Below are 14,538 nucleotides of genomic sequence, written 5' to 3' on the forward strand. Positions count from 1 at the left end.
GCCGCATGTTTGGCGGCCTGCCCCGGTACGCGTCCGACGTCATCTTCCGACGGCGGCCTTGGTCTTCACGGTCCAGTGTCGCAAGAGGATACCGGCCCGTTTCGATCGTAGTCTCTTGAGCGCTGCGGACAGCAATTAAATGAGAGCTGCGGCACATCCGGCGCAGGAATGTCCGCTCGAGGTGCAGCGTTGTAAGGGTTAATGGAACCCCCGCGCTACTCCCAAAGGCCTCGTTAAAGCCATGTGGCCGGCGCCTCCGGGACCTTCCCCTACTTTGTCATTGCGAAAGGAACACGCCGTGTTTGAACGGATATCCGGCTCCCTCCTGGACCCTGAATCGCTGTACGCGCGCAACATCGAGACCTTCCACAGCCCTGAGCTCCGCGGGTTGAACATGGTCATGGGATTCACTGGCTTTGCCGACGCCGGCCAGGTGGTCCGGCAGATCAACGCGGAACTGCTGGACGAGCTCGACGCCGAGGTCGTGGCCATGTTCGACGCCGACCAACTGATCGACTACCGTTCGCGGCGCCCCCACATCAGCTTCGTGGAAGATCACCTGCAGGATTACCAGGCTCCCAAGCTGGGTCTGTATAAGTTGACTGACGGCCTCGGTCAACCGTTCCTGTTGCTGGCCGGCTTCGAACCGGACCTCCAATGGGAGCGTTTCTCTCGGGCCGTCGTCGGGATTGTTGAAGAGCTGGACGTCAACCTGGTCACCTGGATCCACTCCATTCCCATGCCTGTTCCGCACACACGGCCCGTGGGAGTCACCGTTCATGGCAACCGCCCCGATCTCATCGAGGGTATTTCCAGCTGGAAGCCCACTGTGGACGTTCCGGCTGCAATCGGCCACGTCCTTGAACTCCGGCTGACGGAAGCGGAACGGAACGTTGCGGGCTATGTGATCCATGTTCCGCATTACTTGTCAGAAGCCGAATACCCTCCGGCGGCCGTGGCCGGCCTGGAGTACTTGGGGGCCGCAACATCGCTGATGTTGCCCACCGACCGGCTCCGTGAGTCCGGCCGGGACGTTGGTCGCCAGATCGCCGAACAGATCGAGGCCTCGGAAGAGGTCCAAGCGGTGGTCACCAATCTTGAGGCCCGTTACGACGAGAAATCCGAAGGCGTAGTCCGCCGCTCGCTGCTGGCAGACGAAAACGATGAGCTGCCCAATGCCGAGGACATCGGAGCGGCCGTCGAGGCCTATTTGGCCCGTAAGGACTCGCCTCAATAAATCATCTTTCAGGCGGTGACAGGCATAATTGAAGGGTGAATGCACCCCGCGCCTGGCTTATCTGGACGATCGGCGTGTTCGCCTATCTGGTGGCGGTGGCCCAACGAACGTCCTTTGGTGTTGCTGGATTGGAAGCTACTGAGCGGTTTAACGCCAGTGCTGCTGCCATCTCCTTCTTCACCGTGCTTCAACTCCTGGTCTATGCAGGGCTGCAGATTCCGGTGGGTGTCCTGGTGGACAGGTTCGGCTCACGGGCCATGATCGCCGGTGGAGCAGTCCTGATGGGGCTGGGCCAATTGCAGCTCGCGTTCGCGGACAGTGTGCCCGGGGGCGTGCTGGGCCGGGTCCTGGTGGGTGCCGGGGACGCCATGACCTTCATTTCGGTGATCCGCCTGGTGCCGTTGTGGTTCGCTCCTGCCAAGGTTCCCTTGGTTACCCAGCTCACCGGGATGTCCGGACAGTTGGGTCAGCTCTTCAGCGTGGTTCCGTTTGCCCTCCTCCTTCACACCGCAGGGTGGACCCCCGCATTCCTCACCCTGGCCGCCATGTCCGTGCTGGCTGTCGTGCTGGTTCTCGCGATGCTGCGGGACGCCCCTCCCGGGCATCCGCCCGAAGAGTCCGGCCAAGGCCTGAGGGCCACGGGAGTCTCCCTGTCGCGTGCTTGGAAACAGCCGGGAACCCGCCTGGGTCTGTGGAGCCATTTCACCGTGCAGTTCAGTGGAAACCTTTTCGCCATGACCTGGGGCTACCCGTTCCTGCTCTCGGCCCAGGGCCTGGATGCCGGAACTGTCTCCGCTTTGATGGCGCTCTTTGTGGCAACCGCCATCATTGCGGGTCCGGGATTTGGCCGCTTCGTCTCAAAACACCCCATGCGGCGTTCAGCGATGGTCCTCCTGATCACCTTGGCCACTGCTGTGGCGTGGGCTGCCGTACTCCTTCTTCCTGACCGCGCTCCGCTGTGGATGCTGGTGGTCCTGGTAGTAGTACTGGCGGTCGGAGGTCCGGGGTCCATGATCGGTTTTGACTTTGCGAGGACCTTCAACCCTTCACACCGGATCGGCACGGCAACCGGAATTGTGAATGTTGGTGGCTTCATTGCGGCACTTGTTGCCATCTACCTCATTGGCGTGGTTTTGGACGTCCTGAATGCCAGTGGTTTCTCGGGCGGAGATTTGTACGGCCTGGCACCATTCCGCATCGCACTCAGCGTGCAGTTCCTGCTGCTGGGCCTGGGAACGGTCCTTATCCTGGTGACGCGGCGTAAAGTCCGGCGCCAAATGGCCGCCCAGGGGATCCATGTACAGCCATTGGTGGCGACCCTGGCCAAGCAGCGCCGCGAGCGTATGGAACGAAGGCGCGCCTCGCGCAACACCGCCGCAGGGGATCATTAGAGCGGCTGCCGGCCCTCGCCTGGGCGGTCTTTTGACGAGCTTTTCCACATAGGCAAGGTGTGCTCTGTTTCGGTTGCCCGGAGGTAGGCAGGCTGGATGCATGACCACCAAGAGAACACTGAGTATCCACCGGCCTGAAGACATTCTTGGCTATATCCCGCACCTGCTGGGCTATTGGCCGGACGACAGCCTGGTTGCCATCACCGTGCAGGGGAAAATCCTGGGCGCCACGCTGCGGGTGGACTTACCGTCCGGCCACTCGCCCCGGGCACTTGCCGGCTTCGCCGAGCAGATACGCCATTACCTGGTCGCGGACGAAGCCGCCAATGGTGTGATGCTTGCTGTTTACACTGATGCCGGGTGGGCCGATGGCACCGTGCTCCAGCAGACGATGCCGCTGATTGAAGCATTGCAGCTGTCCCTCGACGAGGTTGATCTGTCGGTGCGGGACGCTTGGTTGATCGGCACCCAGTACTGGCGCAGCGCCTTCTGTTCGGACCATGGCTGTTGCCCGGATCCAGGACTTCCGGTCGCCCGTATCAAGGACAGCCAGCTGAGTGCTGAGCTCGTGTACCAGGGGAGTGTGGTCGGTCCGTCGCCAAGGAGCGTGACCGGACAACCTTCATTTGCCAGATCAGGACCGCTTGATCCGTCCGTGATGGAAGCGGAGTCCCGATTCGGGGAGCGCATCCTGGGCATGTGGCGCAGTGAGCGATGCCTGGAATCCGTCCTTGCTGTCTGGCATCATGTCCTCGCCACGTTTGAACATGGCGCTGCATTGCAGCCGGCGACTGATGCGCAACTCATCGGATTCCTCCGGACCACGCTGAAGGTTCCGGCTTGGCGGGACGCGGTGGTGGTGATGGCGGCCGCCGGCATGGACTCTGCAAAATCCGGCGCTGCTGCCTTTGGACTTTTCAGCGATGACGACGAGTCATGCGCGCCGCCGTTTGATGTTGGCGAACTCGGCGTTCCGGCATCCGCGGCCGCTCCGCCAACCATTGCGCCGAGTGGTTCACGTGGGCCGGGGGACGTCTTCACTTATGGGGATGTCCTGCTGGGAATGCGGCCGGATACGCCGTGCTGGAGCCTCGTTGATGCGTTGCACCATGTTCTCGCCGGGCTGTGCGTGGAAGACGAACCAGGTGAAGTGGCTGCCGCGGCGTTCACGCTTCAAGGGTGGATCTCGTGGTGCAAGGGCAGTGGCTCAATGGCCCACGCGTGCCTTGTCCGGGCTGAAGCGGCCCGGCCGGGTTATCGACTTGCCGAACTTCTGATGAAAGTCCTGCGCCAGGGCGCCGTTTGTCGTTGGGCGAGCCGGCCCGACTCGGCATGGCGGGGATCCAGGCAGGCGCATGTATAGGGGGCCTGTACCCGCGTGGTGGGAATCCATCAGGCGTGGGATTCGCAAAACCGTGAGACAATGGATGCCGAGACCCGGTTGGGTCCGCGTTTGAATGCCTGCTTTGGCCCGGAAACGGGAACAAAACAGCGTTGTCGGGAGTTCTATCTACAGACTCTGCAGACGGCGATCGCATTTGAAATTGATCGCGGACTTGACAGGGTCATAGTGGTGTTGCCCGTATGGTGATTCCACAGACCGCCGCTAGAAAGGTTTTCTGTGACTCCGTCTTCCGTCGAGAAGGAACCCGCCGCCCAGGCCGAATTGACTGCCGAGGAAAAGAAGGCGGCCACATCGGCAAAGCGCGCGGCGACACGCGCTGCCAACAAGGCTTCAGAGGGCGACTCTGACAAGCCCGCACCCAAGAAGCGTGGCCCCAAGCCCGGCGCGAAGGCCGCCGCTGAGGCCGCGAACAAGTCCGGCTCCGACTCCGAGGAAGCCACTGCCGAGGACGAAGACTTTGATCCCGCAGCAGCGGAGGAAGTCGAAGCCGGCGAAGATGACACCGAGGATGGCGCAGCTGCCGCCAAGGACAAGCCTGCCCCGTCCGGCTCGGGATTCGTCTACTCCGACGCCGACGACGACGACGCCCCGGTCCAGCAGGTCATGTCCGCAGGCGCGACTGCCGACCCCGTCAAGGACTACCTGAAGCAAATCGGCAAGGTCGCCCTGCTGAACGCCGAGCAGGAAGTGGACCTGGCACTTCGCATTGAAGCCGGCCTTTTTGCTGAGGAAAAGATCAACGCCGACAACGGATCCATGGATCCAAAGCTCAAGCGTGAGCTTGAGTTCGTCATCCACGACGGCAAGCGCGCCAAGAACCACCTGCTCGAGGCCAACCTGCGTCTCGTCGTTTCCTTGGCCAAGCGTTACACGGGCCGTGGCATGCTCTTCCTGGACTTGATCCAGGAAGGCAATCTGGGCCTTATCCGTGCCGTGGAGAAGTTCGACTACACCAAGGGCTTCAAGTTCTCCACATACGCCACTTGGTGGATCCGCCAGGCCATCACCCGCGCCATGGCTGACCAAGCCCGCACCATCCGTATTCCGGTGCACATGGTGGAAGTTATCAACAAGTTGGCACGAGTACAGCGCCAGATGCTCCAGGACCTCGGTCGCGAACCGACGCCTGAAGAACTGGCACTGGAGCTGGATATGACCCCTGAGAAGGTTGTAGAGGTCCAGAAGTACGGTCGCGAGCCGATCTCCCTCCACACCCCGCTCGGCGAGGATGGTGACTCCGAGTTTGGTGACCTGATCGAGGACTCGGAGGCTGTAGTTCCGGCCGACGCTGTCAGCTTCACCCTTCTCCAGGAGCAGTTGCACTCGGTGCTGGACACCCTGTCCGAGCGCGAAGCCGGTGTTGTGGCCATGCGATTCGGCCTGACCGACGGCCAGCCGAAGACTTTAGACGAAATCGGCAAGGTCTACGGAGTGACGCGTGAGCGCATCCGCCAGATCGAATCGAAGACAATGTCCAAGCTGCGGCACCCGTCCCGTTCGCAGGTCCTCCGGGACTACCTGGACTAAATCTACCCGCACTGCAAAAGCGGCCCAGTCGGATGACCGACCGGGCCGCTTTTTTGTTGACCGCCACGGGTATGAAGCACCACGCGGCCACAGCCGGAAAGCAGCAAGGCCCCTCCCTGGTGGGAGGGGCCTTGCTTTCTGATCATCGCGATACTTGGTGAAAATGGGAGTCCGCTGTGCGGGCTGCCCTGCCTAGTCGACGGGGACGGGTGCCTTCTCGTTGAGGCGCTCGGTCTCATCGTGCCAGTCGGAAGTCATGGGCCGGAGCGTAGCTTCAACTGCACGTGCGTGGTGGCCGCAGAAAAGAAGCTCACCACCGGAGGACTCGAGTACAACGCGGACATATGCTTGGGCTCCGCAACGATCGCACCGGTCAGCTGCGTTTAGCGTGCGGTCTGCAACTGCTGTTGTCATGTCGGCCTCCTTAGTAGTTCCGTACATCCATATAACCAGCATTCGACGCAGATCCATGGCAAGGATGGGTCACTTTCGCTGTCCGCGTATCACATGTGCGTAACGTAACCAGGCAGCTCGGCCCGGACTGGGAGTGGCAACCAGTGCGACTGGGCCGCCGGGGCTAGCCTAGTATGGGCAGTGTTTGCCTTGAATCACCGGCACATAACCGGCAATAACCAGCACAATAACGGCTGGGAAGTACCCGAGATACACCCTGAGATATACCCCGAAGGAGCACACCGCGAGTGGCACCGAGTTCTGAATACAACGCCCGGCACCTGTCTGTCCTTGAAGGTCTGGAAGCGGTCCGCAAACGCCCGGGCATGTACATCGGTTCCACCGACTCCCGCGGCCTCATGCACTGCCTGTGGGAAATCATCGACAACGCCGTTGATGAAGCGTTGGCGGGCTTCGGGCATGACATCAAGGTGATCCTGCACGCCGACAACTCTGTGGAAATCCACGATGACGGCCGCGGCATCCCGGTGGACGTTGAGCCCAAGACCGGCCTGTCCGGCGTCGAGGTCGTCTTCACCAAGCTGCACGCGGGCGGTAAGTTCGGCGGCGGTTCCTACACGGCATCCGGCGGTCTGCATGGCGTCGGCGCTTCTGTGGTCAATGCCTTGTCGAGCCGCCTGGACGTTCAGGTGGATCGCGGCAGCAAGACCTACCAAATGTCCTTCCGTCGGGGTGAGCCTGGCCGGTTCGTGGATTCGGGTTCCAAGCCGGGCCCCGAAGCGCAGTTCGAGCCGTTCGTTGAGAATTCCGTGCTGGACGTGGTGGGCAAGGCGAAGCGGGGCGTGACGGGAACCCGGGTCCGCTACTGGGCGGACCGGCAGATTTTCACCCCTGATGCCAAGTTCTCCTACGACGACCTCGCCGCGAGGGCCCGACAGACCTCATTCCTCGTGCCTGGGCTGAAGATTACGGTCCGCGATGACCGCAAGCTCCCCGGAACTCCAGGCGAGAACGGTGCACACGAGGAAGTGTTCCACCATGACGGCGGCATCTCGGAATTCGTTGAGTTCCTGGCTGCAGATGCCGGGGTGACGGACGTTTGGCGACTCCACGGCTCGGGTAAGTTCAAGGAAACCGTCCCGGTGTTGGACGAGAACGGGCATAGCAAGATCGCGGAAGTCGAACGTGATTGTGAGGTGGATATTGCCCTGCGCTGGGGCATCGGCTACGAAACCACCATGCGCAGCTTCGTCAACATCATCGCCACTCCCAAAGGCGGCACCCACCAGTCGGGCTTCGAGGCAGCGCTGCTGAAGACCTTCCGTAAGGCTGTGGAAACGAATGCCCGCAAGCTTAAGGCCGGCAACGACAAAATCGAGAAGGATGACATTCTCGCCGGGCTCACCGCTGTCTTGACTGTCCGGCTTGCGGAGCCGCAGTTCGAGGGCCAGACCAAGGAGATCCTGGGCACCTCGGCGGTACGGGCCATTGTTGCCAAAGTGGTGGAAAAGGAGATCACTGGCCGGTTGACCTCGGCCAACCGCAACGACAAAGCGCAGTCGGCGCTCCTGTTGGAAAAGATGGTCAGCGAGATGAAGTCGCGCATCTCGGCACGGGTTCACAAGGAAACGCAGCGTCGCAAGAATGCGTTGGAAACCTCCTCGATGCCCACCAAGCTGGCCGATTGCCGTACGGACGATGTTGCCCGTTCGGAGCTGTTCATCGTTGAAGGTGACTCCGCCCTGGGTACAGCCAAGCTCGCCAGGTCTTCCGATTTCCAGGCCTTGCTGCCCATCCGCGGAAAAATCCTGAACGTCCAAAAGGCTTCCGTGGGGGACATGCTGTCCAACGCCGAGTGCGCGGCGCTTATCCAAGTAGTGGGGGCCGGCTCGGGCCGCAGCTTCGACATTGAGGCAGCCCGCTACGGCAAGGTTATCCTCATGACCGACGCCGACGTGGACGGCGCCCATATCCGGACCTTGCTGCTGACACTGTTCTTCCGCTACATGCGCCCCATGGTGGAAGCGGGCCGCGTATTTGCAGCCGTACCGCCCCTGCACAGGGTGGAAGTGATCAACCCCGGCCAGAAGGCCAACGAGATGATCTACACCTACTCTGAGGCGGAGCTCCATGTCCTCCTGGCCAACCTCGCCAAGGAAGGCAAGCGCTACAAAGAGCCCATCCAGCGGTATAAGGGCCTTGGCGAAATGGATGCCCAGCAACTGGCTGAGACCACCATGGACCCGAGGCATAGGACCCTGCGGAAGGTTGGCATCGACAGTGCCCAGCGCGCTGAAGAGGTCTTTGACCTTCTCATGGGCTCAGATGTAGCGCCCCGCAAGGAGTTCATCATTGCCGGCGCCGCCACGCTGGACCGGGAACGCATCGACGCTTAGCCGGCCGCGGGCGGAGCCGTTGTTTCCTTGGTTCCTGGCGCGGCGAATGCCGTCAGCCCCACCAGCAGTGCCAAGGCTCCCAATCCCCAGGGAAGCCCTGCCGCCACGGCGATTCCGCCCACCAACAACGGACCACCGGCATCGCCGAGTTCCCGTCCAAGCTCAGCAGACCCCATGGTTCTGCCCAGCCGTTCGGAGGGGGTTGAGTCTGCCAGGTGCGCGAAGGCCAGCGGGGTGGAAACGCCTATCCCTGCCCCGATCAGGACGGCGGCAAGGTAGATCCAGGCCGCTCCGGGGATGAGCCCGGCCATCAGCGTGCCCCCTGCGATGCAGAGCAAGCCCGCCACCATGCCTGGCTTGTCGGCGAGGAGGCCTTGGTCCCGCAGCCTGCCGATGCGCGGTTGTATCAGCGACGAGGTAAGGGCCAAGACCGTCACAACTGCCACGCTTCCCGCGGTGCCAAGGCCTTCGCGTGCTGCCGAGGCAGGAAGGAAGCCGACGGCTGCGCCGAGGGCTCCGGTGGCCGCAGCAAGGACCATTGTGGGGCCCAGGAATGATCTCTCGGTGCTCTGGCGCCAGACATCGACAATGGTGTACCGGGGACGGGGCAGTGGTGCCAGTCGAGGCACCGCAACCGCAGCCCACAGGGCCACCATGAGGCCCAGGGCGGACAGGATCCCGAACAGGAGCGTAAACCCACCAGCGATGATGGCAACAGCTCCCAGCAGCGGTCCTATGGCGTAGCCGAGCCCCTTCCACGAACCGTATCGTCCGAAGTAACGTCCGGTGTTCTTCCCCGCAAGACGGGCCACGCTGGCCGATGACGCCGGTGAGAAAGCCGAAGCCGCCATGCCCTGTCCCAGTCGCGCCGCGGCGAGCATGGAAGGCTGGTCGGCCCATAACCCGATCAGTGAGGCCGCGGAGAAGGCCAAGAGCCCACCCACGATGACCGGTTTTGGACCAATGCGGTCACTCAAGGCGCCAAACACCGGCTTGAGGAACACTTCGGCGATGTCGTACAAGGCCAGCAGGAGGCCCAAGGCCAACAAGCTCAATCCAATGTCCGCGCTTTCCGCCCCGAGGCCGGCCGCGACAGCGTGCGCGCCGAAGGCGGTGGTGAATCCCGCCGCGTAGAGAGGCCAGCGCTGGGTCGCTCTGATGGGGAAGGGGGCGGTGTCAGTGGGATTCACGCTTCACAATGTAACAGCTGCTACATTCAACAGTGTGATTGAAGATCGATGGTTACTCATCCTGGTCCAGGTTCCTTCCCAGCCGTCCCGTCACCGTGTCGCTGTCTGGCGGGAACTGCGGCGTATGGGGGCCGTTCCGCTGTCGCCCGGTACCTGGGTGCTCCCTGCCCACCCGGCCTTTGACGAGGGACTCAAGAAGACCGGGGCGCTGGTGGCCAAGGGCGAGGGATCCTGGACCTTGGTAGACGCTTCGCCGCGTGAGGGCGGCGCCGAGACTTTCCGCAGTGCTTTCGAAGCTGCCCGGCTGGAGGAATGGGCGGAGTTCACAGCAGACTGTGGCAAGTTTGAGCAGGAGATAGCCAAGGAGATTTCGCGGCGTAAGTTTACGTTCGCCGAACTCGAAGAAGAGGAGCAAAGCCTGGAGCGCTTGCGGCGTTGGTACCGGGAGTTGAAGTCACGGGATGTCCTGCATTTGCCGCATGCCGGGCAAGCTGCTGCCCACCTGGCTCGCTGCGCGGAAGCACTGGAAGGCTACGCATCCCTGGTGTACGAGGCCACGCTGCCGGAGTAGCCTCCGCGTTCGCCGACTACTGGCCGGTATTTGTCCGCTCGGCCCAAGAGTCCACCGTTCAGCCCAAGAGACCGGGGACGATCAACAGCGCCGTGGGCACAGCCAACAGCAAGGCCGATGCCACCAGGACAAGGATGCGCAGGCCTCTGGTAAGTGGCGGCTGAGGTGAGAGGAGGCGGCTGACGCGTGACGCCGTCGTGCGTGGCGAGTCGGCGCCTCCGGTGGCACTGACGGCATTGCCTTCCACCACAGCCCCGCCGGCGTTGAGCGCCCCGGTTCCGATGGCAGGTTGGGAGGTTCCGCTGGCGACGATCGCAATGGCCTTGATCAGGGTGCCTTTGCTCTCGGTCCGCAAAGCGACGTCATCGGCCAGCATCTCGATCAGGGAGTTAACCGCCGTCTGGGCCAGTCGCGTGGTGGGAAACCACGGCAGGGCCTGGCGCCAGGCGGCGAAAGCCCACAGCAGGAGGTCATGGCGCTGGGACAGGTGTGCGTTCTCATGGATGAGGACGGCCCTGAGCTCAGCCGGCTCCAGGGCTGCCATCAGGCCGTCGGACAGCACCGTGACGGATCGTGCGCCACCGGGGAGGCAGTACGCCACGGGGGAGTCGTGGTTGATGACCACGGTGCCGGGGCCGTCGTCGGACGGTGAGGCAAGCAAGGCCAGCAATTCGCGGTGCCGCCGCCGCTGGCGCTCTATCTTGTAATAGGTCAGCAGCAGGGTGAAAACCAAGTGCGCGGTCAACAGGGCTGCCGCGGACAGTGCGAAGAGGTGCCAAAAGCCCAACGCTGTGGTGGGCTCGTTGTTGAAGACCATCCCGGCCAGGCTCTTGAGCCCGGCTATGAGGTTGTCGCCAATGGGTTCCAGGCCGTAGACCAGCATCGCGCCGATCATGGACAATCCACCGGCGAGGGCGATCGCCTGCCACAGGACCATGGCCGTGAACGGCGAGCGTGCCGGCCACTGGGCGCGGGACAGCAGCACCGGGACGGGCCATGCCAAAATCAATGCCAGGACCGCAAGCAGGTATGAGGTCCAGAACATAGTGGCTAATTGTAGCCGAGCAGTTTGCGCAGGGTAGCGGCTTCGCTTTCGGTGACGGAACCAATGAAGCGCGCCAGGACAGCCTCGCGGTCCGGAGCGGAGCCCAGGACTTCATGCATCAGTTCGGCGGTGTGGTCCGCGCGGCTGGAAACAGCTTGGTAGCGGTGCGGGCGCGTACCGCGTTCACGCTCCACCAGCCCCTTTTTTTCCAAGCGTGACAGCACGGTCAGAACCGTGGTCACAGCCAAATCCTTGCCCTGATGTCCCGCAGTGCCGTCTCCGGCCTCGGAATCCTGCGCCAGGAGATCGCGCAGGGTATTGGCAGTTGCAGCCTCCTGGCCTGCCCAGAGCAGATCCATCACTGCCCGTTCCAGTTCCCCAAGACTTGCCATCTATACGTCCCTACCTTCCGCTTCCCGGTGCAGGGTAACTGCTGCCGGGAGCGATGATCCAACATTCCACCATAAATCTACCGCTTTTCAGCTCTTCATTCTACGTGAGGTAGAACTCTCGGCGCGCCGCGGCCCGCGGAGAGCCCTTGCGCGTGGGTTACGCCACTTGAAGAATGGGTTTCGTCGCCCGCCATTTGTTCTACACTGTGTAGAAGAACAGTTTTCTACGCAACGTAGAAGTAACGTCATCGTACTTCGGTCCGCCGTACAAAGGACAGCCATGGACGCCTTGGAAATCGCACGCTGGCAATTCGGTATCACTACCGTCTACCACTTCATGATGGTGCCCCTCACTATCGGCCTGGGCCTGGTGGTGGCCATCATGCAGACCATCTGGTACCGCACGGGCAAGCCCGAATACCTGCGGATGACCAAGTTCTGGGGAAAGCTCTTCCTCATCAACTTCATCATGGGCGTGGCCACGGGCATCGTGCAGGAATTCCAGTTCGGTATGGCGTGGAGCGAGTACAGCCGGTTCGTCGGTGACGTGTTCGGCGCGCCGCTGGCTCTGGAGGCCCTGCTGGCCTTCTTTGTTGAATCAACGTTCCTGGGGCTGTGGATCTTCGGCTGGAAGCAACTCAAGCGCGGCGTGCACCTTGCCTGTTTGTGGATCGCCGTGATTGGTTCGGTTTTCTCCGCCTATTTCATCATCGTGGCGAACTCCTGGATGCAGCACCCCGTAGGGGTGGAGATGGTGGACGGGCGGCCAGTGATGACCGACGCCTGGGCAGTCTTCACCAACAACACCGCCCTGGTGGCTGTGCCGCACACGCTGTTCGGTGCGCTGGCAGTTGCCGGTGCCTTCCTCCTGGGCATCGCTTGGTACCACCTGTGGCGTCGCCGGCATGACGGCATTGACGTCGTGGGCAAGGACGGCAAGCTGGTTCCTGGGGAAGCTGCGATTCCGGGCCGGGACAAGTCCGACTACACCGTGTGGATGAAGAGCCTCCGGATCGGTGCCATTGTTGCCATGATTTCCTTTGCCGGCACCGCCATCACGGGCGACCTGCAGGGCAAGCTGATGTTTGAACAGCAGCCCATGAAAATGGCTGCCGCTGAAGCGGCCTGCCACGACGGCACGGGCTTCTCGGTCCTGAGTGTTGGCAACCTTGGCGCCACCAACTGCGATGACATTGTCGCCGTGATCGAGGTACCCGGCATCCTCTCCTTCCTGGCCAAGGGCGACTTCACAACAGAAGTGAAGGGCGTCAACAGCCTGCTGGGCGAGTACAAGGAAAAGTACGGAACCCACCTCCCGGACAACCCACTCTATGGCGACCGCGCGGGACAGGAAATCCAGTACGTGCCCGTGATGGAAGTGACCTACTGGGGCTTCCGCATGATGATCGGCTTCGGAGGGATCGCCGCTTTTGCCGCCCTGCTGGCTCTTTGGGTGACCCGCAAGGGCGTAGTACCGCAATCGAAGTGGCTCATGCGCCTCGCCGTCTTTGGCATCCTCGCACCCTTTGGCGCCAACGCAGCGGGCTGGATCTTCACTGAAATGGGCCGGCAACCGTTCGTGGTGGCGCCCAACCCGGATATGAACGGCATCGACCAAGTGTTCATGTTCACTGCTGCCGCCGTGTCACCGGGGGTCAGTGCCGGTGAGCTCCTGACCTCGCTGGTGGTCCTCACCGCCATCTACGCGGTATTGCTGGTGGTCGAAGTGAAGCTCCTGGTCAAGTACATCCGTGGCGGCGTGGCCTCCGCGATGCCGGAGTTGGCCCACCAGGCCAAGGACGCGGACGACGACGACAAGAACGACGCCGGTCCGGACAAGTCCGGCGACGACGTCCTGGCATTCGCCTACTAGAACAGGGGAGACTGACAATGGAACTGTTGCCAACCATATGGTTTGTGGCCATCGCGGTGCTCTGGACGGGCTACCTCTTCCTGGAGGGCTTTGACCTTGGCGTCGGCATGCTCATGAAGCTGTTTGCCCGCAACAACACGGACCGCCGTGTGCTGCTTAACACCATAGGCCCAGTGTGGGACGGCAACGAGGTATGGCTGCTCACTGCGGCCGGTGCCACGTTCGCGGCCTTCCCGCTCTGGTACGCCTCGCTGTTCTCAGCCCTCTACCTCCCGCTCCTGGCGGTCCTGGCCGCGCTGATCTTCCGGGCTGTCGCGTTCGAATACCGCGGCAAAGTGGACTCAGAACGCTGGCGGAACCGCTGGGACTGGGCGATCGCCGTCGGATCCTTCGTCGCAGCCTTCGGCATTGGTGCCGCCCTGGCGCTGACCACTACGGGCCTTCCGCTCAACGCCAACGGAGACCGCAGCGGCGGCCCGATGTCCTGGTTCAGCGGCTATGCGCTGCTGGGCGGTTTCGGTGTGGTGGCGTTCGCCCTGGTCCACGCCCTTGCCTTCCTGGCCCTCAAGACCGACGGCGATGTCCGGCACCGTGCCCGCCGCTGGTTTGTGCGGTTGGTGCCGTTCGCGGTGCTGCCGATGTTCGGCTGGATGCTGTCAGTACAATTCCTCAGCGGCAAGCCGTGGACCTGGGCGCTGGTGGCGGCCGGAGTCGTGGCTGTAATCCTGGCGTGGACGTTGGCCCGGGCAGGGGCAGAAGGACGGGCCTTCGGTGCCCTGGGTGCGTTCATTGTGTGCGCCACCGCTTCGATCTTCGGGGCAGCCTTCCCCGTGGTGATTCCTTCCACCCTTGATCCAGCGTTCAACTTGACCATCTCCAATGCATCATCCTCGGACTACACGCTGGGCCTGATGAGCATTGTGGCAGCCGTAGGACTGCCTTTGGTGATCGCTTACCAGTCCTGGACCTACTGGGTGTTCCGCAGGCGTGTCAGCGCGGCGCACATCCCTGAAGCGCACGGTTTCCTTCCGGCGATTGCTGCCAAGGTCCTGATCTCCAAGGACAGCCAGCCAGCCGCGGGCACCAAGGGAGACTAG

The 14,538-nt window shown here is 62.5% G+C and carries 12 protein-coding genes; 8 read left to right on the plus strand and 4 right to left on the minus strand.

Translation table 11 applies throughout. The features are described from left to right. The first annotated feature begins 298 nt into the window (after positions 1–298). From RQH14_RS19415 to RQH14_RS19430, 4 genes are all read left to right on the plus strand, one after another. Positions 299–1,237 carry a PAC2 family protein gene (locus RQH14_RS19415; RefSeq protein ID WP_311214766.1) on the plus strand — a complete coding sequence of 313 codons (939 nt, stop codon included), beginning with the start codon at positions 299–301 and terminating at the stop codon, positions 1,235–1,237. Between the two features lie 35 nt (positions 1,238–1,272). After that, entirely contained in the window at positions 1,273–2,628 is a 1,356-nt protein-coding gene (locus RQH14_RS19420; RefSeq protein ID WP_311214767.1) for an MFS transporter, read from the plus strand. 100 nt (positions 2,629–2,728) lie between these two features. Then, positions 2,729–3,991, plus strand: coding sequence for a DUF4192 domain-containing protein (locus tag RQH14_RS19425; protein ID WP_311214768.1), 1,263 nt, complete (start codon positions 2,729–2,731; stop codon positions 3,989–3,991). A 258-nt stretch (positions 3,992–4,249) separates the two neighbouring features. After that, positions 4,250–5,560 carry an RNA polymerase sigma factor gene (locus tag RQH14_RS19430; RefSeq protein ID WP_311214769.1) on the plus strand — a complete coding sequence of 437 codons (1,311 nt, stop codon included), beginning with the start codon at positions 4,250–4,252 and terminating at the stop codon, positions 5,558–5,560. 192 nt (positions 5,561–5,752) lie between these two features. Here RQH14_RS19430 and RQH14_RS19435 read toward each other — a convergent pair whose 3' ends face one another. Continuing rightward, complete coding sequence (locus tag RQH14_RS19435; protein ID WP_018778705.1) at positions 5,753–5,974, minus strand: hypothetical protein; 222 nt, start codon at positions 5,972–5,974, stop codon at positions 5,753–5,755. A 287-nt stretch (positions 5,975–6,261) separates the two neighbouring features. On the opposite strand from RQH14_RS19435, the gene RQH14_RS19440 reads away from it, so the two are divergent. Then, the gene (locus tag RQH14_RS19440) at positions 6,262–8,370 is read left to right on the plus strand and encodes a DNA topoisomerase IV subunit B (RefSeq protein WP_311214770.1); all 2,109 of its coding nucleotides are present in this window, start codon (positions 6,262–6,264) and stop codon (positions 8,368–8,370) included. Here RQH14_RS19440 and RQH14_RS19445 read toward each other — a convergent pair. Beyond that, positions 8,367–9,560, minus strand: coding sequence for an MFS transporter (locus RQH14_RS19445; protein WP_311214771.1), 1,194 nt, complete (start codon positions 9,558–9,560; stop codon positions 8,367–8,369). The two genes, RQH14_RS19440 and RQH14_RS19445, sit on opposite strands and share 4 nt — an antisense overlap. 34 nt (positions 9,561–9,594) lie before the next feature. Between RQH14_RS19445 and RQH14_RS19450 the strand changes: the two genes are divergently transcribed. Next, positions 9,595–10,131: a Chromate resistance protein ChrB gene (locus RQH14_RS19450; RefSeq protein ID WP_311214772.1), complete on the plus strand. Its 537-nt coding sequence runs from the start codon at positions 9,595–9,597 to the stop codon at positions 10,129–10,131. Positions 10,132–10,189: 58 nt separating this feature from the next. Here RQH14_RS19450 and RQH14_RS19455 read toward each other — a convergent pair whose 3' ends face one another. After that, positions 10,190–11,176, minus strand: coding sequence for a M56 family metallopeptidase (locus RQH14_RS19455; protein WP_311214773.1), 987 nt, complete (start codon positions 11,174–11,176; stop codon positions 10,190–10,192). Positions 11,177–11,181: 5 nt separating this feature from the next. Further along, on the minus strand, positions 11,182–11,568 hold the full coding sequence (locus RQH14_RS19460; protein WP_011774471.1) for a BlaI/MecI/CopY family transcriptional regulator: 387 nt from the start codon (positions 11,566–11,568) through the stop codon (positions 11,182–11,184). Between the two features lie 280 nt (positions 11,569–11,848). On the opposite strand from RQH14_RS19460, the gene RQH14_RS19465 reads away from it, so the two are divergent. Further along, positions 11,849–13,441, plus strand: a complete 1,593-nt coding sequence (locus RQH14_RS19465; RefSeq protein WP_311214774.1) for a cytochrome ubiquinol oxidase subunit I — start codon at positions 11,849–11,851, stop codon at positions 13,439–13,441. Positions 13,442–13,458: 17 nt separating this feature from the next. Continuing rightward, positions 13,459–14,538 carry a cytochrome d ubiquinol oxidase subunit II gene (gene cydB / locus RQH14_RS19470; protein ID WP_311214775.1) on the plus strand — a complete coding sequence of 360 codons (1,080 nt, stop codon included), beginning with the start codon at positions 13,459–13,461 and terminating at the stop codon, positions 14,536–14,538.

The organism is Arthrobacter sp. WCS2018Hpa-7, assembly GCF_031843805.1.
Taxonomy (GTDB): domain Bacteria; phylum Actinomycetota; class Actinomycetes; order Actinomycetales; family Micrococcaceae; genus Arthrobacter.

Excerpts from the sequence above, each read along its gene's own strand:
- RQH14_RS19425 (WP_311214768.1), top strand. The coding sequence starts at position 2,729 with ATGACCACCAAGAGAACACTGAGTATCCACCGGCCTGAAGACATTCTT.
- RQH14_RS19435 (WP_018778705.1), bottom strand. The coding sequence starts at position 5,974 with ATGACAACAGCAGTTGCAGACCGCACGCTAAACGCAGCTGACCGGTGC.
- RQH14_RS19455 (WP_311214773.1), bottom strand. The coding sequence starts at position 11,176 with ATGTTCTGGACCTCATACCTGCTTGCGGTCCTGGCATTGATTTTGGCA.
- RQH14_RS19460 (WP_011774471.1), bottom strand. The coding sequence starts at position 11,568 with ATGGCAAGTCTTGGGGAACTGGAACGGGCAGTGATGGATCTGCTCTGG.
- RQH14_RS19465 (WP_311214774.1), top strand. The coding sequence starts at position 11,849 with ATGGACGCCTTGGAAATCGCACGCTGGCAATTCGGTATCACTACCGTC.
- cydB (WP_311214775.1), top strand. The coding sequence starts at position 13,459 with ATGGAACTGTTGCCAACCATATGGTTTGTGGCCATCGCGGTGCTCTGG.